Origin of the sequence: Hymenobacter miniatus (assembly GCF_016427455.1) — a bacterium.
GTDB lineage: Bacteria > Bacteroidota > Bacteroidia > Cytophagales > Hymenobacteraceae > Hymenobacter > Hymenobacter armeniacus.
On sequence record NZ_JAELXR010000008.1, the window covers coordinates 176081 to 199999 of the forward strand.

The 23919-nt window shown below is 63.7% G+C and carries 21 protein-coding genes; 1 reads left to right on the plus strand and 20 read right to left on the minus strand.

All coding sequences use genetic code 11. The features are described from left to right. Positions 1-96 precede the first annotated feature (96 nt). The 4 genes from JAO73_RS14180 to JAO73_RS14195 all read right to left on the minus strand — a co-directional run bounded on the left by JAO73_RS14180 (position 97) and on the right by JAO73_RS14195 (position 4546). Positions 97-1584: a DUF4350 domain-containing protein gene (locus JAO73_RS14180; RefSeq protein WP_198977727.1), complete on the minus strand. Its 1488-nt coding sequence runs from the start codon at positions 1582-1584 to the stop codon at positions 97-99. After that, positions 1584-2414, minus strand: a complete 831-nt coding sequence (locus JAO73_RS14185; protein WP_198977728.1) for a DUF4129 domain-containing protein — start codon at positions 2412-2414, stop codon at positions 1584-1586. Before JAO73_RS14185 ends, JAO73_RS14180 begins: the two co-directional genes overlap by 1 nt. 91 nt (positions 2415-2505) lie before the next feature. Continuing rightward, positions 2506-3516 (minus strand): DUF7847 domain-containing protein, encoded by a 1011-nt coding sequence (locus JAO73_RS14190; RefSeq protein ID WP_198977729.1) that lies wholly within the window; start codon positions 3514-3516, stop codon positions 2506-2508. 64 nt (positions 3517-3580) lie between these two features. Beyond that, entirely contained in the window at positions 3581-4546 is a 966-nt protein-coding gene (locus JAO73_RS14195; RefSeq protein ID WP_198977730.1) for a stage II sporulation protein M, read from the minus strand. Positions 4547-4674: 128 nt separating this feature from the next. Between JAO73_RS14195 and JAO73_RS14200 the strand changes: the two genes are divergently transcribed. Beyond that, on the plus strand, positions 4675-5391 hold the full coding sequence (locus tag JAO73_RS14200) for an RDD family protein (protein WP_198977731.1): 717 nt from the start codon (positions 4675-4677) through the stop codon (positions 5389-5391). 77 nt (positions 5392-5468) lie between these two features. Here JAO73_RS14200 and JAO73_RS14205 read toward each other — a convergent pair whose 3' ends face one another. From JAO73_RS14205 to JAO73_RS14280, 16 genes are all read right to left on the minus strand, one after another. Continuing rightward, a complete protein-coding gene (locus JAO73_RS14205; RefSeq protein WP_198977732.1) occupies positions 5469-6182 on the minus strand; it encodes an SDR family oxidoreductase in 714 nt (237 codons plus the stop codon). 112 nt (positions 6183-6294) lie between these two features. Next, positions 6295-6747 carry an RDD family protein gene (locus JAO73_RS14210; RefSeq protein ID WP_198977733.1) on the minus strand — a complete coding sequence of 151 codons (453 nt, stop codon included), beginning with the start codon at positions 6745-6747 and terminating at the stop codon, positions 6295-6297. 88 nt (positions 6748-6835) lie between these two features. Beyond that, positions 6836-7555: an energy transducer TonB gene (locus JAO73_RS14215; protein ID WP_198977734.1), complete on the minus strand. Its 720-nt coding sequence runs from the start codon at positions 7553-7555 to the stop codon at positions 6836-6838. Positions 7556-7641: 86 nt separating this feature from the next. Then, positions 7642-8805, minus strand: a complete 1164-nt coding sequence (locus JAO73_RS14220) for a DUF4394 domain-containing protein (RefSeq protein ID WP_198977735.1) — start codon at positions 8803-8805, stop codon at positions 7642-7644. Between the two features lie 169 nt (positions 8806-8974). Continuing rightward, positions 8975-10513: a carbon-nitrogen hydrolase family protein gene (locus JAO73_RS14225; protein WP_223827796.1), complete on the minus strand. Its 1539-nt coding sequence runs from the start codon at positions 10511-10513 to the stop codon at positions 8975-8977. A gap of 355 nt (positions 10514-10868) precedes the next feature. Continuing rightward, the gene (locus JAO73_RS14230; RefSeq protein WP_198977736.1) at positions 10869-13736 is read right to left on the minus strand and encodes a T9SS type A sorting domain-containing protein; all 2868 of its coding nucleotides are present in this window, start codon (positions 13734-13736) and stop codon (positions 10869-10871) included. Positions 13737-13887: 151 nt separating this feature from the next. After that, positions 13888-15045: a hypothetical protein gene (locus tag JAO73_RS14235; RefSeq protein WP_198977737.1), complete on the minus strand. Its 1158-nt coding sequence runs from the start codon at positions 15043-15045 to the stop codon at positions 13888-13890. Positions 15046-15117: 72 nt separating this feature from the next. Further along, on the minus strand, positions 15118-15774 hold the full coding sequence (locus JAO73_RS14240) for a CoA transferase subunit B (protein WP_198977738.1): 657 nt from the start codon (positions 15772-15774) through the stop codon (positions 15118-15120). Between the two features lie 74 nt (positions 15775-15848). Next, positions 15849-17441 carry a serine hydrolase domain-containing protein gene (locus tag JAO73_RS14245; RefSeq protein ID WP_317191227.1) on the minus strand — a complete coding sequence of 531 codons (1593 nt, stop codon included), beginning with the start codon at positions 17439-17441 and terminating at the stop codon, positions 15849-15851. Continuing rightward, positions 17434-17814, minus strand: coding sequence for a hypothetical protein (locus tag JAO73_RS14250; protein ID WP_198977739.1), 381 nt, complete (start codon positions 17812-17814; stop codon positions 17434-17436). Before JAO73_RS14250 ends, JAO73_RS14245 begins: the two co-directional genes overlap by 8 nt. Positions 17815-17837: 23 nt before the next feature. Beyond that, complete coding sequence (locus JAO73_RS14255; protein WP_198977740.1) at positions 17838-18539, minus strand: CoA transferase subunit A; 702 nt, start codon at positions 18537-18539, stop codon at positions 17838-17840. Further along, entirely contained in the window at positions 18536-19774 is a 1239-nt protein-coding gene (locus JAO73_RS14260) for a carboxypeptidase-like regulatory domain-containing protein (protein WP_198977741.1), read from the minus strand. The genes JAO73_RS14255 and JAO73_RS14260 overlap by 4 nt, the downstream gene beginning before the upstream one ends. Then, complete coding sequence (locus JAO73_RS14265) at positions 19774-21024, minus strand: carboxypeptidase-like regulatory domain-containing protein (RefSeq protein ID WP_198977742.1); 1251 nt, start codon at positions 21022-21024, stop codon at positions 19774-19776. The genes JAO73_RS14260 and JAO73_RS14265 overlap by 1 nt, the downstream gene beginning before the upstream one ends. Positions 21025-21056: 32 nt before the next feature. Then, positions 21057-22004: a bifunctional riboflavin kinase/FAD synthetase gene (locus JAO73_RS14270; RefSeq protein WP_198977743.1), complete on the minus strand. Its 948-nt coding sequence runs from the start codon at positions 22002-22004 to the stop codon at positions 21057-21059. Between the two features lie 184 nt (positions 22005-22188). After that, the gene (truB, locus tag JAO73_RS14275) at positions 22189-23034 is read right to left on the minus strand and encodes a tRNA pseudouridine(55) synthase TruB (protein ID WP_198977744.1); all 846 of its coding nucleotides are present in this window, start codon (positions 23032-23034) and stop codon (positions 22189-22191) included. Continuing rightward, positions 23031-23861 carry an undecaprenyl-diphosphate phosphatase gene (locus JAO73_RS14280; protein ID WP_190927417.1) on the minus strand — a complete coding sequence of 277 codons (831 nt, stop codon included), beginning with the start codon at positions 23859-23861 and terminating at the stop codon, positions 23031-23033. Before JAO73_RS14280 ends, truB begins: the two co-directional genes overlap by 4 nt. Between the last annotated feature and the right edge of the window lie 58 nt (positions 23862-23919).

Consider the following 23919-nt stretch of genomic DNA (forward strand, 5'->3'; position numbering starts at 1 on the left):
AGGTAAATGGTTGGCTTAAAGCTGATTCGGAAGCAGGAGTTGGGATAGTGCAATTTCATCAAAATGCCCTTTCCCGGCACAGTGCAAAAACGTGTTTTATCGACCTGCTTCTCGTCGGAAGTCATTAAGCGCCTTGCTTAGCTGCAGCAGTTGTTGGTCGGTCATTTGGGGGGCGGTACGGGCAAAGTTCACGAGGCGCAGCAGCTCATCGACGCGGCTTTGGCTCAGGCCTGACTTCTGGCTGAGGCGTTGGCGGAAGTCGGCATCGGCAAAGTCGGGCGCGCTTTCCTGGAAGTGGGTGCGCAGGTAGTCCAGAAACAGCGCCACCTTTTTCTCCGCAATCAGGGCGTGGTTGCTGCCCTGGCGGTAGAGGCTGGCCACCGTGCGCGTGAAGAGCAGCGTGGTGTTGGGCAAGGGCTTGAGGGTGGGAATGATGCGCTGCCGGCGCCGGGCGGCCACCAGCACAAACAGCAGCCCGCCGAACAGGCAGAGGTAGTAGGCCCATTGCAGCGCCGCGTGCGCAAACACCACGCGCAGCAGCGACTGTTCGCCCTCGGGGCCCTGCTTCTGGTACTCGTCCCACCAGGTGCGGCGGGCGGGCAGGTAGGCCAGCGCCGCCGCGGCAAACGCGGCAGTGCGGGGCCGCAGCACGTAGTAGTTGGCAAAAGCCGCGGGCGCCGTGCACAGGTACACGTGGCCCCGGCCGTAGTCGAGCCGGATGAACACGGCCCGGCCTTTGGCGTCGGTGGCCAGGGTGCGCCCCGCGCGGCCCGAGTCTACTGCAAAATGCTGTTCCACGCTGGTGCCCGGCAACCGGATGCCGGCCCGGGCCAACGCCGGATTGGTGAAGCGCAGGTCGGCCGAATCGATGGAGAAAATGCCTTTGTAGTCCTTGCTCGACGTGAGGGCCAGCTCCCGGGTGCGAAAGCCCAGGCTGTCGCGCAACACGCCGCGCCCGCTGCCGAAGTCTTTGGCCGCGATGAAAACGTCGTTGCCGCGCGCCACAAACTGCAGCAGGGCCCGGGCATCGAGCCGGCTCAGGTCAAATTCCTGGTTGACGAAGAGGTAGTTGGCCTGCCCCGCTTTGAGCGGAATAGGTTCGTTTGCCTCCTTTTCTTCGTCATCCTCCGCGTATTCTGTCTCGTCATCCTCGTCGGAACTGGCCGTAGAGTCGGCTTCGGCTGTAGCTGTTGTGTCGGTTTCGGCGGCGGCCGTGGCGGTGCTGTCGGGGGCGTCGGCGACAGCTGTTGAGTCGACGGCCTGGGCTTCTTCTGCTGTACTATCTGTTTCGACGACAGTCTCTTCTGCTAACTGGCGCGGCCCATATTGAGGGGCCGTATCGTCAAGCTTAATGCCGGTGAGCTGGCTATACACCGGCAGGCGCACGGTTTCGACGGAGTCGGTGCCGAGCAGGCGCGGCAGCTGGTCGTACAACACGTAGGTGCCGTAGGGAATTTTGTCCTTATTGGCGTAGGTGGGGCTCCAGTCCAACGGCTTGGGGCGGTTGTATTCCAGCGTCACGTAGCCCGCAAACAGCAGCGCCACCCCCAGCAAATACAAGCGAAACGTGGTGAGCTGCGGCATCAGGCGGGCTGGGAAATAGCTGCCGGCGCAGCGGTGGGGCGGCCCGCGAGCAAGCTGCTCACGGCCCGCTGGCTGGCACGGGCCTGCTGGTAGAGGGCGGCGTTGAGGCGCAGGTCGCCGTACCACACGTACTCGAACTCGCGGGTGGCGGCCCGGAAAGCGTCGCGCAGCGGCCCGGCGGGCAGCTCCAGCAGGTAGGCGTGGTTGGTTTTGTCGGGCTGCCACTGAATGAAGCCGCCATCGGTGAGGTGTTTCAGCGCTTCGAGGTAGCCCAGGCGAATGGCCAGGCGGAAGTTGCCGGCCGCCTCGGCCTCGGCAATGCGGGTGCGGAAATCGACTTCGTGAATGTTCTCGGCGCCGGTGTCGTAGGCCAGCTGCCCGCGCCGGCCCGAACGCCCGAAGGCGGCCGTCACGTCCACTTCCAGCAGCTTGAGCACGGCATACACCAGCGCCACCAGAATGGCCGCGTACACGCCGTACTTCCACGTAACGCGGCCGGTGGGGGAGCGCAGCATACTGCCCAGCCAGCGCCAGATGCGGGCCCAGAAGGCGTCCCAGACGCTGGTGCTTTGGTCGGGCTCCACGTAGCGGAAGTCGCGCTGGCTGGCCAGCTCGCGCAGGCGGGCTGCGTCGTAGCGGCGCGCAGGCAGGCGGGTGGTGCGGTCGGCGGGCAGGGGCTTTGCCGCGGGTTTCGGCCGCTCGCCAGCGGGCTTTTCGGCCGCCGGGGCGGGTTTGGCCCAGCCCGGACTGGCCGCGCCGCCGGCCAGGCACAGGGCCAGCAGCGTGCGCCGGCTCCAGCGGCCGCCGCGGTGGAGCCGAAGTTTACCCAAGTATCTGAGCACGCGCAAAGTCAACAACCAGTCTGATTTAGTCTTGAGATTCCCATCAAAGCTACGCCGCGGGCCGAAGCCGGCGGGTAGGCTAGTATTCGCCTTCCTCGTCGGGGCGGTAAGCGGCGTTGCTCACGCGCGGCGCCGAGGCCTGGCCCAGCGTATTCAGCAGCTGGCGCAGGCCCACGCCTTCGCGGCGCTCCACCAGGTTGAAGTACTGAAACAGCATGGCCACCAGCGGCAGCACCGCCGTGAAAATCCAGCCCAGGGCGTAAATCGCCATCGCGGCAATGCTCAGCACGTTGGAGTCGTCGACCTTCCAGTGCAGGAGGACCTTGGCCGCCATCAGCGCGTAGAAAGGAATGATAAACAAGTAGTTCATGACGCCCGTGATGAACGTGATTATCAGGTACAGGCCCAGCGTCGACCACCATTTGCCCTGAATGAGGTAGAACGAGCGGCGAAACGCGGCCACCACGCCGCCGTCTTCCATCCACAGCGCCGGGAAATACAGCGACAGGCACACCATCACCCACAGCAGCGCCGGAAACACCAGCACCACAAAGCCGGGCCCTGCCAGCGCCAGCGCCCCGCTCAGAATGCCAAACCCCAGGCCCAGTATGATAAAGAGCAACAGCCAAGCCCCCACCACGCTGCCCAGGCGGCTCCGCACAAAGCGCCATACTGCGCGGGGCGCCACCGGCTCATCGGGCGGCGTGTTCATGCGCACGCGCACAAAGCCGTACACCGTGCTCGACAGCAGGAGGAACGCCGCCAGAAAGCCGGCCGCCGCCAAGCAGCCGCCCAGAATGGAAGAGGTGGTCATCATGGCATTGGCCGTGCCGAAGCTTTCGGCCATGCGGCTCGTGCGGCCGCCCGGAAAGCGCCCGCCCATGCCAGGAATTGAGCTCAGGAAATTGCCCATCAGCAGGCCCATGCCGATGCCGCCGAGCAGGGCCGCCGGCAGCACGAAGTAAGCCAGGCACTTGAGCAAGGGCCGAAACTGCGACGTCACAAACTCGAAGGTGGCGCCGACTTTGGCCCCAAAATCCCGCTCCCGCCGGTAGTCGGCTTCACGGGTAAAACGTTGTGCAACTGGCATGGTGGCAGGGGAGGGCTAGGCCGGATTCGGAGGAAGGAAAGTCGAAAGATGGAAAAGAAACGGGCTATCGGGCCTCTGCTGCGGCGGCTTCGAGCCGGCGGCGCAGCCGGCGCGGGTACCACACGAAGTACCACGCAATGAAGGCCGCCGAGCTGCCAATGATGGCGAGGCTGGCCGCCACCGGCATCTCGGTGTGCCGGGTCACGAAGCCTTCCAGAAAACCGGCCACCACGAAGATGGGCACCAGCCCGATGGCCATCTTGAGGCCGTCGCGCGCGGCCAGCCGGAAGGCCTCGCTGCGGCTGAACGTGCCCGGAAACAACAGGCCCCGGGCCATCACGAAGCCGGCGGCCCCGGCCACCACCACCGCCGAAATCTCCAGCGTGCCGTGTATCCAGATGGTGAGCACCGACGCCTTGAGCACGTGGTAGTGGTAGAAGAAGTATTGGAACGAGCCCAGCATGATGCCCGTGCGAAACATCTGCACCAGCGTGCCGATGCCCAGCGTGGCGCCCAGCACGTAAATGCTCAGGGCCACGTACACGTTGTTGGCGGTGATGCCGAGGAACATCAGGGTTTCGCCTTCCTGCTTGTACACGGCCATGGGGTCGCCCCGGCGGATGTACTCAATGGTCTGGTTCACGTAGGCGTCGCCCATCACCACGCGCACAAACGAGTCGTCGTGGGCTGCCGAGAGGGCCCCCAGCGCCGTGAACACCACGAACAGCAGCGCCGTGAAAGCCAGCGTGCGGTGGTGCCGCGCCACCACCAGGGGCAGCTCCACGGCCCAGAATTGGGCGAAGCGGCCGTGGCTCTGGCGCTTGTTGGCGTAGAGGCGCTGGTGCAGCTTGCCGGCCAGGCCGTTGAGGTAGGCCGTGGTGGGCGAGGCGGGGTAGAAGGTCTGGGCGTAGGCCAGGTCGTCGGTGAGGGCCACGAAGCGGGCGGCCAGCTCGTCGGGGCCGGCGGGCGGCTGCTTTTCGTACTGCTGCCAGCGCTCCTGGTTCTGGCGCAAAAAAACGGCTTCTCGCATGGCTCGGAATTGAAGGGCTTAAAGATAGGAAGCCAGGGGCAGCCAACCGCGCCCTTGCGGCGGCCCGCGGCCAGGTTTTGCCCGGCGCGGGTTTTGCCGTTTCTTCGTCGCAAATAACCCTTTCCGCCATGGCCAGCATCCGCGTCCAGACCGCCCAAAACGTTTCGCTCGAATACGAAGTCGCCAGCCTCGGCGACCGCATCGTGGCCGCCATTCTCGACAACCTCGTCCTCGGCGCCTGGGTGGCGGCGCTGGCGGTTTTGTTTGCAATGGGCAAGCTCAATTCCACGGCTTCCATGGTGACGCTGGGCGTGCTGGCCGGCGTGCCCTACGTGTTTTACCACCTGGCTTGCGAGGTGTTTTTCAACGGCCAGAGCATTGGCAAGAAAGCCCGAGACATTCGCGTGATGCGCCTCGACGGCACGGCGCCCAGCCTCGGCGACTACCTGCTGCGCTGGCTGCTGCGCATCGTCGATACCGGCTTAATGGGCGGGCTGGTGGCCATCATCACCATCGCGGCCAACGGGCGCGGGCAGCGCCTCGGCGACCTGGCCGCCGGCACCACCGTGGTGAAAGTGCGCCCGCAGGCCAGCTCTACGCTGGCCCCCACCCTGAGCAGCTTGGCTGGCTACCAGCCGGTGTTTCCGCAAGCCGCCCTGCTCGCCGACCACGACGTGGCCCTGATTCGGCAATTGGCCAACCAAGCCAGCGCCCGCAACAACTACGAGCTGCTGAATGAGCTGGCCAACAAGGTGAAGGAGATTACCGGCATCCAAACCGATTTGCAGGACGTTCCTTTTCTGCAAACCGTGCTGCGCGACCACGCCCACCTGGCCCATCAGTAGCACGCGCAGCCGCATAAATAAAGCCTCTCGAATCGTCAGGAGGCTTTATTTACGCGGCTGCTCAGGCTTTGGGGCGCCTACCAGGGCACGGGCTGGCCCTGCCAGGTCACGAAGCTGCCGTTTTCGTCGGCGTGCAGCTGCTCGGCTAGGCGGATGATGCCGCGGGCCGAGTCGGCCGGCTCCTGGGTGGCGTGGTCGCCGCCCATGTCGGTGCGCATCCAGCCCGGGTCCACCAGCACCGAAATCAGGCCCAGGTGGCCGATTTCGGCGGCTAGGCTGCGCATGTACATGTTAAGAGCGGCCTTGCTCGCGCTGTAGTGGTAGGGGTCGCCGGTGGCCTTCCAGGTGAGGGAGCCCTGGCCCGAGGAGATGCTCAGGATGCGGCCTTTCTGGCCGGCCCGCAGCAGCGGCAGCAGCGCCTGCGCCACCAGCAGCGGCCCAATGGCGTTTACCTGCATGGTTTCGATGGCGTCGTCGTGGGTGAGCTGGCCCAAGCGCTGGTGGGCGTCGCCCGAGCCCGCGTGCGGGTACACGCCGGCGTTGTTGATGAGCACGTCGAGGCCGGAGGCGCTGGCCTGCAGCGTTTGCACGGCCGCGGCAATGGAGTCGGCACTGGCCACGTCGAGGGGCAGCAGCACGAGGCGGTCGGCGTATTGCTGTTGCAACTGCTTGAGTTCGGCGGCCTGGTCGGGGCGGCGGCTGGCGGCAAAAACCTGGTCGCCGCGCTCCAGGTACTGGCGGGTAAGTTCGAGGCCCAGGCCCCGGTTGGCTCCGGTGATGAAAACGCGCATGATAAGGGGAGGATGAAGAAAAGCGGATGAAGTTGGGGCTGCAGTTTACGCACAAAAGCCCGCACCCGGCACAGGGCCAGGCGCGGGCTTTGCGCAAATAGCGGCCAGTATTTTATCGCGGAATCTGCACCACGCGGGTTTTCGAGAAGGTGTCGTGCCAGCCGGCGTTGCCCGACAGGAAGGAAAACGCGTCGAACGGAATCATGCGGCACAGCGAGCGCAGGAAAATGGCCTTGGTGGTCAATTCGAAGCCGTCTTCCATCACCACGCGGGTGCGGGTGAGGAGCTTGCCGATGGTGCGCCCAGTCGATACTTCCAGCACGAAGTAGTACACAAACATCAGCCCGATGCCAACGAGGTTGCTGACCGGCCCCTTGATGTTATCGAGCCATTCGATGTGCCCCGTGAGGCCAAGGACCACGCCCAGCGCCACGCCCAGCAGCAAGCAGCCGAAGTAAAACGTGGCTATGTCAATCAGGTAGTTGCCGAAGCGCTGGCCGGTGCTGGCTTCCACCAGTGCCACGGGCTCGGCAGTGAATTCGGAGAAAGAGTAGTCTTGTTGCATGCAGGAATAAAGGGAAAAGGTTGGGCTCGCAAGATGCAAAAAGTTTCTGTTCCACAGAAGCTTGCGCGGAGCGGGTGCGACTTAGCGCTCAACGGCCCCTCTGTTCGATGCGAATGCCGCGCTCCATGCCAACGGCCGTCACAATCACCTCGTGGGTGTAATGCGGCGTGCGCAGCGCCGGGCCTGCGGCTGAAGTCGTCGACTCCCCGCTTTGCAAGCGGTTGAACGCCGCTTCGTCGAGGATGCGGAATTGCACCGCCAAGTAAAAGCGGGCCGGCACGGCGCGGTTCAGGTAGAAGGCCGGAATCCAGGCATCGGGTAGGTCTTTCACGGCGTTCCACACCTCCTGGTCGCAGGCCGGGCCGAGGCTGTTTTCCACGTTGTAGTCCCGGGAGTGGCCGTTCACGTCCACGGTGTAGCTCAGGAGCACGGTGCCCTGAATCTGCCGGCTCAGGGCGCCCACGGGGTAGCGCAGCTTTCGTTGAATGTCGTTGACGCGTTGGTCCATGCTGCCCAGGAAGCGCGGCGCGCGGGTCGGCACTTTCAGCGCCCAGTCCTCGCCCAGGCGTAGCAGGTACCGGGTGGTGTCGGGCCGTTGGTAGCGGATGCGGCTCGAATCGTAATCAAACGTGAGGTCCAGCTCCCCGCTGCGCGTGTAAAAATTCCACTTGCCGGTGCGCTTGCCCTCGGGCGAAGCGACGCCCTGCTCCAGTTTGGGCCGGTCGGCAGTGAGTGGTTTGGGGTTCTTTTGCGCCCATGCTACAGCGGGCAGCAGGAAGCAAAGCAGCGGGAGGAGAGATGGTCTCATGCGGTGGAATTGAGCGGCGCGCCGCTGAAAAACTGTGGTTGCCAAAGGTAATTCCCCAAGCAATGGTCCACAGCCGCCGGCCAGGCTTACCGCACTTGCAGGCGTTCGGTGGCGGCGGGCACGCCGTCCACCATCAGGCGCAGCAAGTAGAGGCCGGAGGCCGCGTGCCGGGCATCCCAGCGCAACGTGTGGGGGCCGGCGGCCAGGGTTGTGGCCGGCGGCGTGGCCACGCAGCGGCCCAGCGCATCGGTTACGCGCAGCTCCACCGTGCTGGCGCGTTGTAAACGAAAACTGAAGTTGGTTGCACCCGCAGTAGGATTGGGGAACACGCTGACATTGTCCGCCAAATCGGCCCGGTTGTGGGTGGCCGTGATGAGCGAGTTGGGCACGGCAACGTCGATGATGTTGTAGAACCAGTTCGGCGAACCCACGGTGCCCACCAGCGTGGCCACCCCCGTGGTGGCACTCACGCGGTACCAGTGGGTGGTGAAGCTAAACTGCCCGGTGGAAACAGACGTCATCAAGTACAGGCTATTGGTTTGGGTTTGGGCATTGCCCGCAATGCCAAAGTCGAAAGTATCCAGGCTGAGTCCCAGCGGGCCCACCGTGGCCAGCGCACCGTTGGCCCCCGATGCTTGTTGCATGAGGCGGTTGCCGGTTTTGTCGATGCCAAACAGCTGGGTGGCTGTGCTGCCGTTGTAGTTATTGGTATAGCCGATGGCTTGCACGTTGGGCGCCTGGCCCGCGTTGGGGTCGGAGGCGGCATAGGCCAGGTTGCTGTCGGTGGCCACCAGGGCGCCCGTGGTGGGGCTGAGGCGGTAGCTGTTGCCGCTGGCCGTCACCACCCGAATCTGGTCGGTGGTTGGGTCAATGCTAAAGCCGATTCGGCTGCTCAGGTTGCCCAGATTCAGCGCGATGGCCGGGCCAATGGGCGTGGCGGCAGCAGTGGTCATACTCAACTCGTACAGATGCAGCTGCTGCCCGGCGGGATTGTTGGTGTAGCCCAGCGCCAGCAATTGCCCGGTAGCGGGCCGCCGCTCGATGCCAACCAAGAACTCTCCACTCGCCAGCCCAATCACGCGGCCCCGAAGGGCGATGTTACCCGGTGTCGCGGCATCAAACGAAATCAGGGAGAAGCTCAGCACGTCGTCGGGCCCCACAAGGCCATACACCGTTTGGGACTGGGCCGGGGACGCAAGGACAAATAACGCGGCGGCAATCAGCAGCAGCTTGGTAAAAGGTAGACGCATAAACGTAACGGAAAGGTGAAGGCAGCCAGCGGCTTACGGCCAATCCGCAAGAATAGCTATTGCTGAGTGCCTAAGGTAAAACAAAAGCCCTGCGCACCATAACGATGCGCAGGGCTTTTCACAATTTGGCGCGGTGCATGAGGCACGATGCGCTTCCAGGCTGCCGGCTTTAGCCCGCCGCCACGGCCTTGCGGCGGCTGGCGCGCTGCAGGCGCTCGGTGCCCTGCTCCAGTAGCTCGTCGTCGCGCTCGGTCTTCTTCACGCTCCAGCTCAGCGAGTACAGGTCCTTGCGGCGGTCGCGCAGGTTGCGCACGGCGCCGCTGGTGTTCAGGTCTTTGAGCAGGTCGAGGTCGAGGTCGGCGATAAGGGTCATCTCCGTGTTGGGCGTGGCTTCGGCCACGATGGCGTCGTGCGGGAAGGCAAAGTCCGACGGGCTGAACACGGCGCTCTGCGAATACTGAATGTCCATGTTTTCCACGCGCGGCAGGTTGCCCACCGAGCCGGTGATGGCCACGTAGCACTCGTTCTCAATGGCGCGGGCCTGGGCGCAGATGCGCACGCGCTGGTAGGCGTTCTTGGTGTCGGTCCAGAAGGGCACAAACAGGATTTTCACGCCCTCGTCGCTCAGCATGCGGGCCAGCTCCGGGAATTCCACGTCGTAGCACACCAGAATGCCGATTTTGCCAAAGTCCGTGTCGAAGCACTTCAGCTTGTCGCCGCCGCGCATGCCCCAGTAGCTGGCCTCGTCGGGCGTCACGTGCAGCTTGTACTGCTCGTCCACGGTGCCGTCGCGGCGGCAGAGGTAGGCCACGTTGTGCAGCTTGCCGTCCTCGTACACCGGCATCGAGCCGGCCACGATGTTGATGTTGTAGCTCACCGCCAGCTCCATCATTTTCAGCTTGATGGGCTCGGTGAACGCCGCCATGGCCCGGATGGCCACCGAGGGCGAATCCTCGTTGGTTAGGGCCATGAGCGGGGCGTTGAAAAACTCCGGAAACATCACGCAGTCCGATTTGTAGCCCGATACCGTGTCCACGAAGAACTCCATTTGCTGGAGCAGGTCTTCCAGGCTGCGGGTGGCGCGCATCTGCCACTGCACAATGCCGATGCGGACGTTGCTCTTGGTATTGCCGATGAGCTTTTCCTTCTCTTCGTAATACACGTTAATCCACTCCAGTAGCGTGGCAAACGCCTTGCTTTCAGAATCATAAGGCAGGTAGCCGCGAATGATTTTGCGGACGTAGAACTCGTTGGAGAGCTGGAAGGTGAGGATGGGGTCGACCAGCTCCTTGTTGCGCACCATCTCCACGTACTTGGCCGGCGTCATCTCGTTGGCGTAGGCGGCGTAGCCGGGAATGCGGCCGCCGGCCACCATGGCGCGCAGGTTCAGGTTTTCGCACAGCTCTTTGCGGGCGTCGTAGAGGCGGCGGCCCAGGCGCAGCGAGCGGTACTCGGGGTCCACGAACACGTCGACGCCGTAGAGGGTGTCGCCGTCGTCATCGTGGGTGTCGAACTTGCCGTTGCCCGTGATTTTGGCATACGTGTGCTTGTCGCCGAACTTGCTGTAATCCACGATGATGGCCAGCGCGGCGGCCACCAGCCGGCCGTTGTCCTCGATGCCAATCTGGCCTTCGGGAAACTTCCGGATGAGGGCCGCAAACTCGTCGGCGGCCCAGGCGCCCTCCATGTTGGAGTACACCTTGTCCATGATTTCCTTGATGGCCTTGAAATCGGAGCGGCGCAGGGTGCGCAGCACCAGCTTGTGGGCCGGCACCGCGGTGGGCGTGAGGCGCTCGGCCACCGTGGCGGCGCTGGGAGTAGCTATTTTTTTGGCGTGGGCACCGCCAGGGACGGTTTTGCCGTTGGCGACGGGGGCCGAAGCGACCGATTTGCCGTTAGAAGAAGTAGCCATAAGAATGCGTTAGGAGCGGTGGGAAGGTGCCGCGCCGTAAAATTATCCAAGAAAAAACCCGTTGACGGACGCCGCCAACGGGTTATTCAACGGAAAAAAGACTTAAACGGTGCAATTGGATGGTGAAAACCGGTCCTGAGCGTTGATGGCGCTATTCGACCAGCAATTTGCTGGCAGCTTGGCCGGTCCTCACAAAATAGCACCCGGCGGGCAGGCCTCGGAGGTTCAGCGTGCCTTGGGCCGCGCCGGGCGCTACGGAGTAGCGCCGCACTTCGCGGCCCAAGGCATCGGTCAGCGTCAGGTGCTGGGCGTTGGCAGCGGCGGGCACCGCCACCGTGGCGCGTTCGTGGGCCGGGTTGGGGTGCAGCTGCAGCCGGGGCGTGGCGGCCGCCGTCGTGGCCGAAAGGGGGCCGAGCGTGAACATCACCCCGTTGCTGACGCCGCCGGGTGTCGTCACGCTGACGTTGCCGGTCTGGGCGCCAGCCGGTACCACCACACCGGAAATCTGGGTGCCCGCCGCGTTGACGCTGAAGCCGGTGGCGACGATGTTGCTGGTGCTCCCGGCAAAACTCACGCGGGAGGTGCCAGCCAGGTTGGTGCCGGTTAGGGCCACGGTGCTGCCAATGGGGCCCCGGTTCGGGCTCAGGCTGGTGAGCGTGGGCGGCGGGGGCGTATAGCGCCCGATTCTGGACATCACCTTGCTGCTGTCGCCCACGGCGCTGAAGGTGCCGGCCGCATAAAGGCTGGTGCCCGTCCAGGCCAGAGCCCGCACGAATCGGTTGGGCTCAACGCCCGTGCCCAGGGCCGTCCAGGACGTGCCGTTCCATCGGGCCACGTAGGCCATGGGCTGTGATAAGGTGTTGTAGCGGTTGCTTGCATAGGTTCCAATGTAAATGCCGCCGGCGCCGTCGGGCGCTATTGCATCCACTTCTGTCACATTGGCATCGCCTACAAACGCACTGTTGCCCAGTGCGTTCCAGGTAGTGCCGTTCCATTTGGCAATGTAATTGGCATTTACGCCACCGAGTGAAGTGAAAGTGCCCCCGGCATAGACATTGTTATTGGCGTCCACGAGCAGCGCCTTCACGTGCCCGAACACGCCCGTGCCAAGCCCGGTCCACGTGGTGCCGTTCCAGCGGTATACCGGCGGGCTGGTGACGGTCAAGAATGCGCTGCCCGCGTACAAGTTGTTATTGGCGTCCACTGCCAGGCAGAAGACAGCAGCAGGCAGGCCCGCGCCAAGGGCGCTCCAGGCCGTGCCGTTCCACTTGGCCACGTTCAGTGCCGCTACGCTGCCCGCCGCCGAGAAGGTACCCCCTGCATAAAGGTTATTGGCGGCATCTACGGCCAGGGCGTTGATGTAGCTGCCAGCGCTGCCGCCGAATCCGAGATTCTGCCAGGTAGTGCCGTTCCAACGGGCTACCCCTTGATAAGCGCCGGTAACGGAGTCAAAGATTTGCCCGGCGGCGTAGAGCCCTCCCTGGCGGTCCAGCGCTAGGGCTTGCACACGACCATTGATGCCGGTGCCCAGCGGCGTCCAGCTGGTGCCGTTCCATTTGGCCACGCCCCGGGCCGCCTTGTGGCCCACGGTTCCAAAGTCACCGCCCACGTACACGTTGCCGTTGCCATCGGCCACCATGCAGTACAGAAAAGGGCGGTTGGCAAAGCCCTGGCCCCCGCCGGCAGGGGCGCCCAGCGCAGTCCATTGCGTGGTGGCCAGCGTCAGCTGGGCAATGTCGCAGGCAATGGCGTTGCCTGCCCGAATGAAACATCCCCCGGCGAGCAAGTGGCCGCGGCCGTCCAGGGCCAAGGCATTCACCACGTCGGGGATTTGAATGCTGCCGGTGCTGTCGCCGCTCATCGCAAGGCCCTGGGCTTGCCAGGCGCTGCCGTCCCAGCGGGCCAGCCGCGTGGCCAGACTGCCGCCGGCCGTTAGGAAATGACCGCCGACGTAGAGGCCGCCGGTGCCGTCAAGCTTCAAGGCCGTGACGCGGCCGGCGAAATAGCTGCCGCCCGTACCCGTGCCCAACGCGGTCCAGGCCGTGCCGTTCCAGCGGGCGATGTTATTGGCCGGCGCGCCGCCGGCGCGGTCAAACTGGCCGCCCGCGTACACATTGCCGCTGCCGTCGATGGCTAAGGTATACACGGAAGAGTAGCTGGGGTGGCTCGTGCCGGCGCCAAGTGCCGTCCAGGTCGTGCCATTCCACTTGGCCACGTTGCGGGCTGCCACGCCGCTCATCGTGGTAAAATCGCCGCCTGCATACAGGTTGCCGGCGCCATCGAATGCCAGCGCAGCCACAGACGTCAGGTTTCCGCCGATAATATTAGTGGTGCCCAAGGCCGTCCAGGTACTGCCATTCCACTTCGATACGCCGATGGTGCCGGTGGCAACGGGAAGGCCTACTAACCCCAAGCTGCCCCCGGCGTATAGGTTATCAGCGGCATCTACGGCGAGTGCCCGCACGCTCCCAAGCAAGCCGTTGGCCAGGTTCAGCCACTGGCTGCCGTTCCACTTGGCCACGTAATTCACCGTTCGGGCACCGCTGTACTGGAAGAGGCCCCCGGCGTAGAGGGTGCCCCGGCTGTCGAGGGCCAGGGCGCGCACTTCTTTCACGCCGTTATAGACGGAACTCAGGGCACTCCAAGCGGTGCCGTTCCATTTGGCTACGCCGTAGGCCACCACGCTGCCCACGGCGGTAAAGTCGCCGCCAATGTAGACGTTGCCCTGCCCATCGGTCACCACCGCATACACCACATCGTTGGCGCCGTTCATGGCAAATTCATTGGACCAGCCCGAATCCCCCGCGCCCAGCCCGCCCCGGGCCGCCGCCGCGGCCGGCTGAAAGGAAGGCTGGCCATCCGGACTTGTGGAGAGGACGTAGCCCTGGGCGTTGAACGACCCCTTAGCGCCCGCGCGAACGGTGCCGTCGGGGTTTAAAATGGATTTTAGCGCCGCTGAGGGAGCGGGAGCAGTGCTGGTTTGAGCGCAAACCGGCGCTGCGAACAATAGAAACAGCAAGTATTGGAATAGCTGCCAACGAGTTGAGAAAGATGAAGCAACCGTCATGTCATTGCCGAGGAAGAGTGATTACCTCGCACAATTTAAATAAGAAAAGAAAAATAATTAAATATTCGTGTGAAAACGCGCTGTTCGCGTCGGACCCGCGGAATTACTCCCGCACCACGCGCCGCGTGGCCGTGCCGCGGGCCGTGGTCACGGTGAGCAGGGCCATGCCGCGAAAGCTGCCAAACGTGTCGGGCCCCAGCGTGAGTACCTTGCCGGGAACTGCAACGTGGCAGCGGAATAATTGCCGCCCCACCAAATCGGTGGCCGACACGGTGAGCGGCCCGCTGCCGGCCGGCAACGTGAGCGTGAGCGGCGTGCCGGCAGCCGAAGGGTTGGGGTAGGCACTGAGTGCTGCATCGGTGGCCGCATCGCGGGTGGCCAGGCGAACGATGCGGCGGTAGATGTCGCGGTATTCCACGCCCGTGATGGTTTCCTGACCGGCCAGCACGCGCGTGGTGATGGTGAGCAGCGGCACATGCTGCGTCTTGGCCAGCCACTTGTACTCGCGGGTCACGGGCACGTCGAAACCCTGGCTCACGCCGCCCACCGACACGCTGTCGTGGTCTTCGAGGCGCGTCACCACCCGCACCGTCTGGAAGGTGCCGAAGGGCGTGGTGAGCGTGCCCCAGGCATCGGGCTTGTTCACGCGCTTGCGCTTCTGGCTGAGGTAGCCCACCGTGGCCGTGGCCGCCGGCGTGGTGAAGTACGAATTGCTGGAATCGGCCGGGCTGGCGTAGCTCAGCGGGAAGCGGTAAATAACGTCCTGCTGCGCCTGGCTGACGTAGGTGACGGGCACCGCCGTGCCGGCCAGCGACGCACCAAAGCCCACTGAGCGGAAATCCTGCTGCACCGCCGCGGCCGCCGTCAGGTTGTAAAACTGGTACGTATCGGTGATGGGCAGCAGGCCGCCGGCCGCCAGCGGCAGCTCCTGCGGCGACGCCACCGTGGCCCGGTTCACGCCCCCAAAGAGCGTCCCAAACGTGAGCTGGTAAAACGCCGAGGTGGCCGTGACCGTGCTGGCCGGCAAGAACGTCTCGACGCGCTGTGAAGTGGGCGTCAGGGCAGCGTAGTTCCAGGTTTGGTTGGCGCCGCGGCGCGAAAGGGGCGGCGCCGTAGCGGGCAGCACCGGGCCGGCCACGCTCAGCCGCAACGAGTCGACTCCGGTGGTCAGATTGGGCATGTCGGTCCGGTCGATGATGGGCGAAGTCTGGGCCAGGGCCGGGCCGGCCAGCAGCAGCAAAAAGGGTAGGAGTCGGCGCATAGAATCAGGAAGATGAGAGGCTACGAAGATACGCCCTCCACAACCCCAAACCGCTATATACCGCCTCCGTATTTAGAGCGTCATTTCGGGCACTTCGCCTTCGGGCACCACCAGCTTGCCGGCCGTGGCGGCTTGTATCTGCTCTACGCTCACGCCGGGGGCGCGCTCGCGCAGCACAAAGCCGTCGGGCGTCACGTCGAGCACGGCCAGCTCGGTCACGATTTTCTTCACGCAGCGCAGGCCCGTGATGGGCAGCGTGCAGTCGGTCAGGAGCTTGCTGCTGCCGTCCTTGGCCACGTGCTGCATGGCCACGATGATGTTTTTGGCCGAAGCCACCAGGTCCATGGCGCCGCCCATGCCTTTCACCATCTTGCCCGGAATCTTCCAGTTGGCGATGTCGCCGCGCTCCGAGACTTCCATGGCCCCGAGAATGGTCAAGTCCACGTGCTCGCCGCGAATCATGCCGAACGAATCGGCCGAAGAGAAAATGCTGGAGCCGGGCAGCGTGGTCACCGTCTGCTTGCCGGCGTTGATGAGGTCGGGGTCGACCTGGTCTTCCGTCGGGAAGGGGCCCATGCCGAGCAGGCCGTTTTCCGACTGCAGCTCCACGTTGATGCCGGCCGGAATGTAGTTGGCCACCAGCGTGGGAATGCCGATGCCGAGGTTAACGTACGAACCGTCTTTTACTTCCTGGGCAATTCGTTTGGCGATGCCGTGTTTGTCGAGCATGATGGGGATGAATGGGGTGGGAATGAGCTAAAAAAGGCCGTCGTGCAGCGCGCCGTGAAGCACGACGGACTGCATTATTTAGAGCCGGCAACAAACGACTGATAAACCGCCGTCTTGAACTTGTCGGCCAGGTCGCGAGCCGTGCCGCTGGGGTATTTCTGGGTGTAGATGAGGGCTACCAGCTTGGCTTTGGGGTCGACCCAATACGTGGTGCCGAAAATGCCGCCCCACTCATACGAGCCCTCCGACAGCCCAACTGGCTGCTTGGCGGCGCTCTCGGCCGTGACAATGCTAAAGCCCAGGCCGAACTTGTTGCCGCCCTGGCTCAAGTTGCCTATCTGGTTCTGCCTTATCAGGGCCACGGTGGCGGGCTTGAGCAACTGCCGGCCGTTGTAGCGGCCGTTGTCCAGCAGCATTTGCAAGAAGCGAGCGTAGTCGTCGATGGTCGACGACAAACCCGCGCCGCCCGAGAAGTAGGTGCCGGCCGCCTTGGGGTAGTCCGGAATCATGCCGTCGCGCGGGCCCATGAACGCGGTTTGCTGGTTGGCATCCTCGGTGTAAAGCCGGGCCAGCCGGGCCTGCCGGTCGGCGGGCAGGTAAAACCAGGTGTCCTTCATCCCCAGCGGCTCAAAAAGGCGGGCGCGCAGGTACTTGTCCAGCGGCTGGCCCGAAAGCACCTCAATCAGCCGGCCCAGCACGTCCACGCTCAGCCCGTAGGTGAACCGCTCGCCCGGCTGGTGCATGAGCGGCAAGGCCCCCAGCGCGTCCATCGACTTGGCCAAGGACCCCGCCGGTGTGCCAATGCCGCTCGGAATGTGCGCTTTGGCATAAATGCCCCGCGCCTCCTTGCTCCCAATAATGGGGTACCCAATGCCCGAAGTGTGCGTGAACAGCTGACGGATGGTGATTTCGCTCTTGGCCGGCACGGTGGTGTAGGTGCTGTCTTTTTCGTTGAAAGACACCAGGACTTTGGGGTTTTTGAACGCCGGCAGGTACTTCGAGATAGGGTCGTCGAGCTGGAATTTGCCTTCGTCGTAGAGCAGCATCAGCCCAATGCTGGTGATGGCCTTGGTTTGGGAAGCAATGCGCACAATGGCGTCGGTGCGCAGCGGGGTTTGGGCCGCCACGTCATCGAGGCCCACGGCTTTGCGGTACAGCACCTTGCCGTCGCGCATCACCAAGGCAATGGCGCCGGGCACGCGGTTGGCGGCCGTGTATTCCCGCAGCAGCTGGTCGATGCGCTGCGCTGCGGCCGGGTCGACGGTGGCCGTTGCGGGCATGGCCTTGGCGGCAACGACCTTGCGGGCCGGGGCTTTCCGGGCGGGCGCCGCCACCTGGGCCACGGCGCCGTAGCCGCTCAGCAACAAGAGCAGCGCGAGGGAATGTTTGCGGAAAGTCATAAAAAAGGAAGAACCCAACGGGCAGTTTAAGGTGTAGGAAAGGAGCGGGGGGGGCCGGCGGGCGGCCAGGCGCCGCAATTGAAACCACTGGGCAATGCGCACCCCCGTCAACAACGCGAGCAAGCCCGGAATCAGCAGCAATAGTACCCACGTATTGGTTTCGTTGTAGGACGTGTGGGTGCGGTTGGCCAGGTTCGCCATGAAATCGGTGCAGTACCAAAACGCAAACTGCACAAAGCGGGCAACCCAGGTCAGCAGCTTATCCACGGGGCAGGGTTTTGAGTTGCCGAATCAGCACCGCGTTGCGCAGGGCCCCGTAGGTGAGGCCCACCAGCAACAGCGGCACCAACACCAGGTAAAAACCAATATTAGCCGCCGCGTACCACGCCCGGCCGCCGCTCATCAGCCCCCGAATGGTGGCCACAAACAGCGGCCGCAGCCGGAAATAGGCCGGGCTGTTGGCGGGCGTGGCGTGCGGGCAGCCGTGCGTTTCGCAGTAGCGCGAGCAGCGGCCGGGCAGCCGGGCAGTGGTGGGCGGCGGGCTGGTTTCGTTGATGTACACCCCAAAAGCTACCGGCACTAGTGCCAGCAACGACACCAGCAGCAGCAGAAGCAAACGGGTGCGCAGCGCAACGTGCATACAATCAGTCGTTGGGATTTGCCTTACACCGCAGCCCGCACCGTGCGCTGCTCAATGCGCTTCTCGTAATGCTCGCCCTGGTAGATGCGCTGCACGAAAATGCCCGGCGTGTGAATCTGGTTGGGGTCGAGCTCGCCGGCGGGCACCAGTTCCTCTACTTCGGCCACCGTGATTTTGCCGGCCGTGGCCATCATGGGGTTGAAGTTGCGGGCCGTGCCCTTGTAAATGAGGTTGCCCGCGGTGTCGCCCTTCCAGGCTTTCACGAAGGCAAAATCGGCGTGCAGCGCGGTTTCCAACAGGTACATTTTGCCGTTGAACTCGCGGCTTTCCTTGCCTTCGCCCACCTCCGTGCCGTAGCCGGCGGGGGTGTAGAAGGCCGGAATGCCCGCGCCGCCGGCCCGGCAGCGCTCGGCCAGCGTGCCTTGCGGAATGAGTTCCACCTCCAGCTCGCCGCTCAGCAGCTGGCGCTCAAACTCGGCGTTCTCGCCCACGTAGCTCGAAATCATCTTGCGCACCTGCTTGGTTTGCAGCAGCAGGCCAATGCCAAAGTCGTCGACGCCGGCGTTGTTCGAGATGCAGGTCAGGTTTGTCACGCCGAGGCGCAGAATCTCCTGAATCGAGTTTTCGGGGATGCCGCAGAGGCCGAAGCCGCCAAGCATCAGCGTCATGCCATCGGCCAGGCCCTGGAGGGCTTCCCGGGCGTTCGGAACGGTTTTGTTTATCATCGGGTGGGTGAGGAAGGCGAGGCCGCCGGAGCCGGCGGCAGGTAATTGACGGGTAAAAATTCACCCATTTTTTCGAACCCCCAGTATTCGTCGGTGAATACGGCCAGCGGGTTCGCCAATTGGCCGTTGGGCTGAATCTCGATTTCGGGCTCGCGCAACAGCAACTGCGACACCTGGCGGTCGGCAGGCAGCTGGCGGCGAGGGCCTAGCTGGCGCTGCAGCTCCAAGTAACGCGGGTCGGGGCCGGCGCGCAGGTAGCTCACCTGCGAATAATCGGCAAAACGCAAAAAGACCCGGCTTCCGTCGGCGGACAGCCGGCGCAGGCTGTCGATGGGCCGCGCCGCGGTGTAGAGCATCGAGAAATGCGTGGGCACTTCCCGCCAGGTGTTTAAGGAGTCGAGCTGGGGCGGGCTTAGTTCTTTCAGGTAGCGTTGGCGCACCAGCTGCCGGCGTAGGCTGTCTATGAGGGCTTTTTTGGGATTAGGCACCACCCGCAGGCGCTGCACGAGGAAGCCGTTGGCGGCCACCCGGTTGTCGTACACGCTTTTCAGGAAGTGAGTCAGCGAGCCCAGGTAGGCCTTGCTGCGGTTTTCCTCCCACGTGCGCATCCGGCTTTTGCTGCTGGAAGTCAGCTCTTCAAACACCGGCTCGCCGTAAAACGTGAGCAGGTGCTGCTTAAAATTGCACGAAAAGCGCAGTCCGTAGTATTTGATTCGATAGCCCAGGGTCTGATTTTCGACTTCAACAAAGTTGGGTGTTGTGGCCGTCAGCACGCTTTCGTCCGGGTCGAAATCGACCAACACGGCGTCGGGGTTGCGAATGCGACACTGCCGCGAAAACGTGCTCTGGCCCAAAAACAGCTCCACAAACTTTCGGTAGTCGCTGGGCCGGTTGGGGTTGGGGCGCACCACCACTTCGCCCAGGCGGTTGGCGGTGGGGCTTAGCCCCAGCACGAGGCGCAGCGGCCCCTTGCCCACCACCACGGCCTGCTTGGCCAGCCGGTAGCCCACGTACGACGCTACGACCTCGTAACTACCCGGCGGTAAATTGGGAAACGCAAACGTGCCCTGCTCCGTGGTGGTCACGCCAATGGTGGTGTTGGCCAAAAACACGCTGGCAAACGCCAACGGCGCGTGCGTAAGCGAGTCTTCCACCACGCCGGTCAGGCTGCTTTGGGCCCGTACTGCCCCGGGCCACGCCAGCATTCCCACCAACAGCAGCAGGCCCCACCGCATTATTGACGGGCCGCAGAAACGGACGGCGGCAGGCTGCCGGGCACGTAGTCGACCGGCAAAAACTCGCCGATTTTCTCAAACCCCCAGTACTCGCCGTTGAACACGTCCAAGGGGTTCAGCAGCGTGCCGTTGGCCTGAAACTGAGCCTCGCGGCCCTGCAGCTTCAGCCGCGACACCTGCCGCGGGCCGGCCGGAAAAGGCGGCTTGGGGTAGCCCAGCGGCGACATGGGCCGCTTGTAGAGCGGGTCGGGGGTTTCGCCAAAGTACGCCACCTGTAGCTCGCCGTTGAAGCGCAGAAACGTGCGCTTGCCGCCCGGCGACACCCGCCGGATGCTGTCGATGGGCAGCGGCTGCTGGTTGAGGGTGGCCAGCACCGGCGCGAGCGTATCCCACTGGTCCAGCGAGTCCTGCTCGGCGGCGGTGTAGGGGCCGTTGGGCTTGCTGGCCAGCAGGGCTTTGCGCTGCTCCTCGGCCCGCACGTACCGGGGGTTGTCAAACACCCTGATTTGCTGCGTGTAGAAGCCTTCGGCCTTCAGCCGGTCGTTGTACACGCTGCGCAGAAAATGCATGAACGAGCCTTTGTAAGCCGTCAGCCGGTTGGCGGCCCAGAGCTTGCGCTGGCGCTCGTCTTTGGGCTTCAATTCCTCAAACACGGGCTGGCCGTAGTAAAACACCGACCGGTCGTCGTCGTTGGAAGAAAACTGCAGGCCGTAGTATTTCAGGCGGTAGCCCAGGGCCTCGTTGTCAATCTGCACAAACTCCTTGGCGTGGGCCGTCAGCTCCTTGGTCGAGTCGTCGTAGAGCACCAGCACGTCGTCGGGGTTGCTGATGCGGCACTGGGCCGAAAACGTGCTGCCGCCCAAAAACAGCTTCGAGAATTTCTGGTATTCCTCGGGCTTGTTGGCAGCCGGCTTCACCACCACCTCGCCCAACTGGTTGCCGGTGGCCCCCAGCTTCAGGGTTACTTCTTGCGGCTCGCGGCCGATGGTGACGCTCTGCTTGGCCAGGCGGTAGCCCACGTAGGAGCCCACCACGTCGTAGGTGCCGGCCGGCACTTTCGGGAACACGAACGTGCCCTGCTCCGTGGTGGTCACCCCCAGCGTCGTATTGGCCAGAAACACGCTCGCAAACGACAGAGGCTCGTTGGTGGCCGAGTCGCGCACCACGCCCGTGAGCTTGCCCTGGGCTTGCGCGGCGAGAGAGGTAAGCAGGAAAACGCAGCCTATTGCAAATAAGCGGAAGTATTTCATAATGAATAAGGTGGAATACAATAAGTAGAAGCTTACGCCAGCGCCGCGCGCGTGGCCTGCGCATCCAACGCCAACTGGGCCATTAGCGCGTCCAGACCGTCGTATTTTTCTTCGGCGCGCAGCCAGGCCACAAACTCCAGCGTCAGCAGCTGGTCATACAAATCGCCGCTGAAGTCGAGCAAGTTCACCTCAATGGTCTGTTCCAAATCCTTGCCAATCGTGGGCCGCACCCCAATGGCCAGCATGGCCGGGTGCCGCGTGCCCGCCGCCGTGCCGGCCCACACGGCGTAAATGCCGCGGGCCGGCACCAGCTTCAGCGGCTCCGTAATGGCCAGGTTAGCAGTGGGGTATCCTATGGTGCGGCCCAATTTCTGCCCGTGCACCACCAAGCCGGTGATGGGGTAGTGGTAGCCCAGGTAGCGGTTGGCCGTGGCCACGTCGCCCTGCCGCAGCGCCTGCCGGATGCGGGTGCTGCTCACGCCCACCGCGTCCACGTCTTCGCGCGGAATCTCTTCCACGGTCAGGCCGTAGCGGTCGGCGTTCTGGCTGAGGTAGTCGAAGCCCCCTTCCCGATTTTTGCCGAAGCGGTGGTCGTAGCCGATGACCAATTGCTTGGCGCCCACGGTTTTCAGCAGCAGGTTCTGGATGTATTCTTCCGAGGTCCACTGTGCAAATTCCCGGGTGAAGGGCACGATGAGGAGGTAGTCGACGCCGAATTCGGCCAGCTTGGCAATGCGCTCCTCCAGGGTGTTGAGCAACTGCAGCTCCAGCAGCTCGGGGTGGGAGGGCGGCGGGCCCAGCACCAGCCGCGGGTGCGGCCAGTAAGTAATGACCACTGACGGCCCACCGCTGGCCTGCGCCACCTCGCGCAGCCGCCCCAAAATGCGCTGGTGCCCCACGTGGACGCCATCGAAGGTGCCGCTCGTGACGACGGCATTGCCAAGAAACGGAAACTGGGCCGGGTCGCGGATGACGTGCATTGAGGGCGCCGGAGTTGCGAATGAGTGAAGGTAAACAGCGCCGCGAAGGTAACGGCCGCGGCATTGAACTGCCCGCTTCGACGTATTGGCTGACCGCCAGAACGCTGTAGAGACGCGTATTCGCGTCTCGTGACTACCCAACGTCGCCCCAACTGCGCGGACGGCGAGACGCGAAAACGCGTCTCTACTCCGTTGGCTCGTCGGGGGCTGCTGCGGCAGCCGTGGGTTGGTGCTCCTTGGCCGCCAGTGCATCGGCCTGTAGGGCGGCAAAATACTGCAGGCCAGCGCGGTTGGGCGCGGTGCCGGGGCGCTCGGGGCGGCGGGCGCGTCCTTCCTCTTCGGGCCGGGGCGGGCGCAGGGCCTGAATGGCTTCCAGCGTAAAGGCGTCCTCTACCCGATACTCCCCGATGCGCGTGCGCACCAGGCGCGTGAGGTGGGCGCCGCAGCCCAGCGCTAAGCCAAAGTCGCGCGCCAGGCTGCGCACATACGTGCCCTTGGAGCACACAATGCGGAAATCAACCTCGGGCAAGGCAATGCGCGTCAGTTCGAAGGTTTTGATTTCGACGGTTTTCGACTTGATTTCGGCTTCTAAGCCCTGGCGGGCAATTTCGTAGGCCCGCTTGCCGTCAATCTTTACGGCCGAAAACAGCGGCGGCGTTTGCTGAATGACGCCGAGAAAAGGCGTCACGGCTTCCCGAATCTGCTCTTCGGTGAGGTGGGCGTAGGGGCGGGCCATGTCGACGGCCGTTTCCAGGTCGAAGCTGGGCGTGGTTTCGCCCAGCCGGAACGTGCCGGTGTATTCCTTTTCCTGGGCCTGAATGAGGTCGATTTCCTTGGTCTTTTTGCCGGTGCAGAGGATGAGCAGGCCGGTGGCCAGGGGGTCGAGGGTGCCGGCGTGGCCAATTTTCTTGATGCGCAGGGCATTCTTCACCTTGCGCACCACGTCGAACGAGGTCCACGTGAGGGGCTTGTCCAGCAGCAGGACTTCGCCCGTCTCAAAATCGAAATCGGCCAGGCTTTTGGTACTCATAGCACGTTCAGGGGAAGGTTCAGGGCCAGCATAATCAACAAGATGCCGCCCGCAATGATGCGGTAGATGCCAAAGGCCCGGAAGCCGTAGCGCGCCACAAAGCCCACAAACAGCCGGATGGCCAACAAGGCCACCACAAAGGCCACCACGTTGCCCAGCGCCAGCATTTTCAGCTCGGTGCCCGAGAACAGGTGCGCCACGTCGATGCCCTGCGCTTTGGCTTCTTTGTAGTAGTCGTACACGTCCTTCACGGCCGCAGCGGCCATGGTGGGCATGGCCAGAAAAAACGCGAACTCAGCCGCCGCGCGGCGCGTGAGCTTCTGGGTAAGGCCGCCGATGATGGTGGCCGCCGAGCGGCTGGTGCCCGGCACCACGGCCAGACATTGGAACAAGCCAATCATCAGGGCTTCCTTAAAGCTCGGGTTCGTGACCGGGTGGCCGCCCTGGTTGGGGTCTTCCTGCGGAAACCAGCGGTCGATGAACAGCAGCACTACGCCGCCAACGACGAGCATCACGGCCACCGTCGTCACCGATTCGAGCAGCGCGTCGATGTGTTTTTTGAACAGCAGGCCCACCAGCACAATGGGCAGAAACGCCACCAACAGCTTCAGGTAGAAGTCGATGCTTTGGAAAAAGCGCTTCCAATACACCACAAATACCGACAGAATCGCCCCTAACTGAATGACCACCAGATACAGCTTGAAAAACGGCGTGGCCGGAATGCCGAGCAGCGCCGAAGCAATAATCATGTGCCCGGTGCTGGAAACGGGCAAAAACTCAGTCAGCCCCTCCACAATGGCGAGGAGCAGCGCGTGCCAATAGGTCATCTTTTAGTGCTTAGTGGGTAATGATTAGTGGTTAATGGCCGGACATTCAATCACTAAC

Coding starts and splice junctions, on each gene's coding strand:
- JAO73_RS14180 (WP_198977727.1), bottom strand. CDS start 1,584: ATGCCGCAGCTCACCACGTTTCGCTTGTATTTGCTGGGGGTGGCGCTG.
- JAO73_RS14240 (WP_198977738.1), bottom strand. CDS start 15,774: ATGCTCGACAAACACGGCATCGCCAAACGAATTGCCCAGGAAGTAAAA.
- JAO73_RS14220 (WP_198977735.1), bottom strand. CDS start 8,805: ATGCGTCTACCTTTTACCAAGCTGCTGCTGATTGCCGCCGCGTTATTT.
- JAO73_RS14205 (WP_198977732.1), bottom strand. CDS start 6,182: ATGCGCGTTTTCATCACCGGAGCCAACCGGGGCCTGGGCCTCGAACTT.
- JAO73_RS14270 (WP_198977743.1), bottom strand. CDS start 22,004: ATGCACGTCATCCGCGACCCGGCCCAGTTTCCGTTTCTTGGCAATGCC.
- JAO73_RS14225 (WP_223827796.1), bottom strand. CDS start 10,513: ATGGACAAGGTGTACTCCAACATGGAGGGCGCCTGGGCCGCCGACGAG.
- JAO73_RS14190 (WP_198977729.1), bottom strand. CDS start 3,516: ATGCCAGTTGCACAACGTTTTACCCGTGAAGCCGACTACCGGCGGGAG.
- truB (WP_198977744.1), bottom strand. CDS start 23,034: ATGAGTACCAAAAGCCTGGCCGATTTCGATTTTGAGACGGGCGAAGTC.
- JAO73_RS14210 (WP_198977733.1), bottom strand. CDS start 6,747: ATGCAACAAGACTACTCTTTCTCCGAATTCACTGCCGAGCCCGTGGCA.
- JAO73_RS14265 (WP_198977742.1), bottom strand. CDS start 21,024: ATGAAATACTTCCGCTTATTTGCAATAGGCTGCGTTTTCCTGCTTACC.
- JAO73_RS14250 (WP_198977739.1), bottom strand. CDS start 17,814: ATGCACGTTGCGCTGCGCACCCGTTTGCTTCTGCTGCTGCTGGTGTCG.
- JAO73_RS14260 (WP_198977741.1), bottom strand. CDS start 19,774: ATGCGGTGGGGCCTGCTGCTGTTGGTGGGAATGCTGGCGTGGCCCGGG.
- JAO73_RS14255 (WP_198977740.1), bottom strand. CDS start 18,539: ATGATAAACAAAACCGTTCCGAACGCCCGGGAAGCCCTCCAGGGCCTG.
- JAO73_RS14215 (WP_198977734.1), bottom strand. CDS start 7,555: ATGAGACCATCTCTCCTCCCGCTGCTTTGCTTCCTGCTGCCCGCTGTA.
- JAO73_RS14195 (WP_198977730.1), bottom strand. CDS start 4,546: ATGCGAGAAGCCGTTTTTTTGCGCCAGAACCAGGAGCGCTGGCAGCAG.
- JAO73_RS14235 (WP_198977737.1), bottom strand. CDS start 15,045: ATGCGCCGACTCCTACCCTTTTTGCTGCTGCTGGCCGGCCCGGCCCTG.
- JAO73_RS14200 (WP_198977731.1), top strand. CDS start 4,675: ATGGCCAGCATCCGCGTCCAGACCGCCCAAAACGTTTCGCTCGAATAC.
- JAO73_RS14280 (WP_190927417.1), bottom strand. CDS start 23,861: ATGACCTATTGGCACGCGCTGCTCCTCGCCATTGTGGAGGGGCTGACT.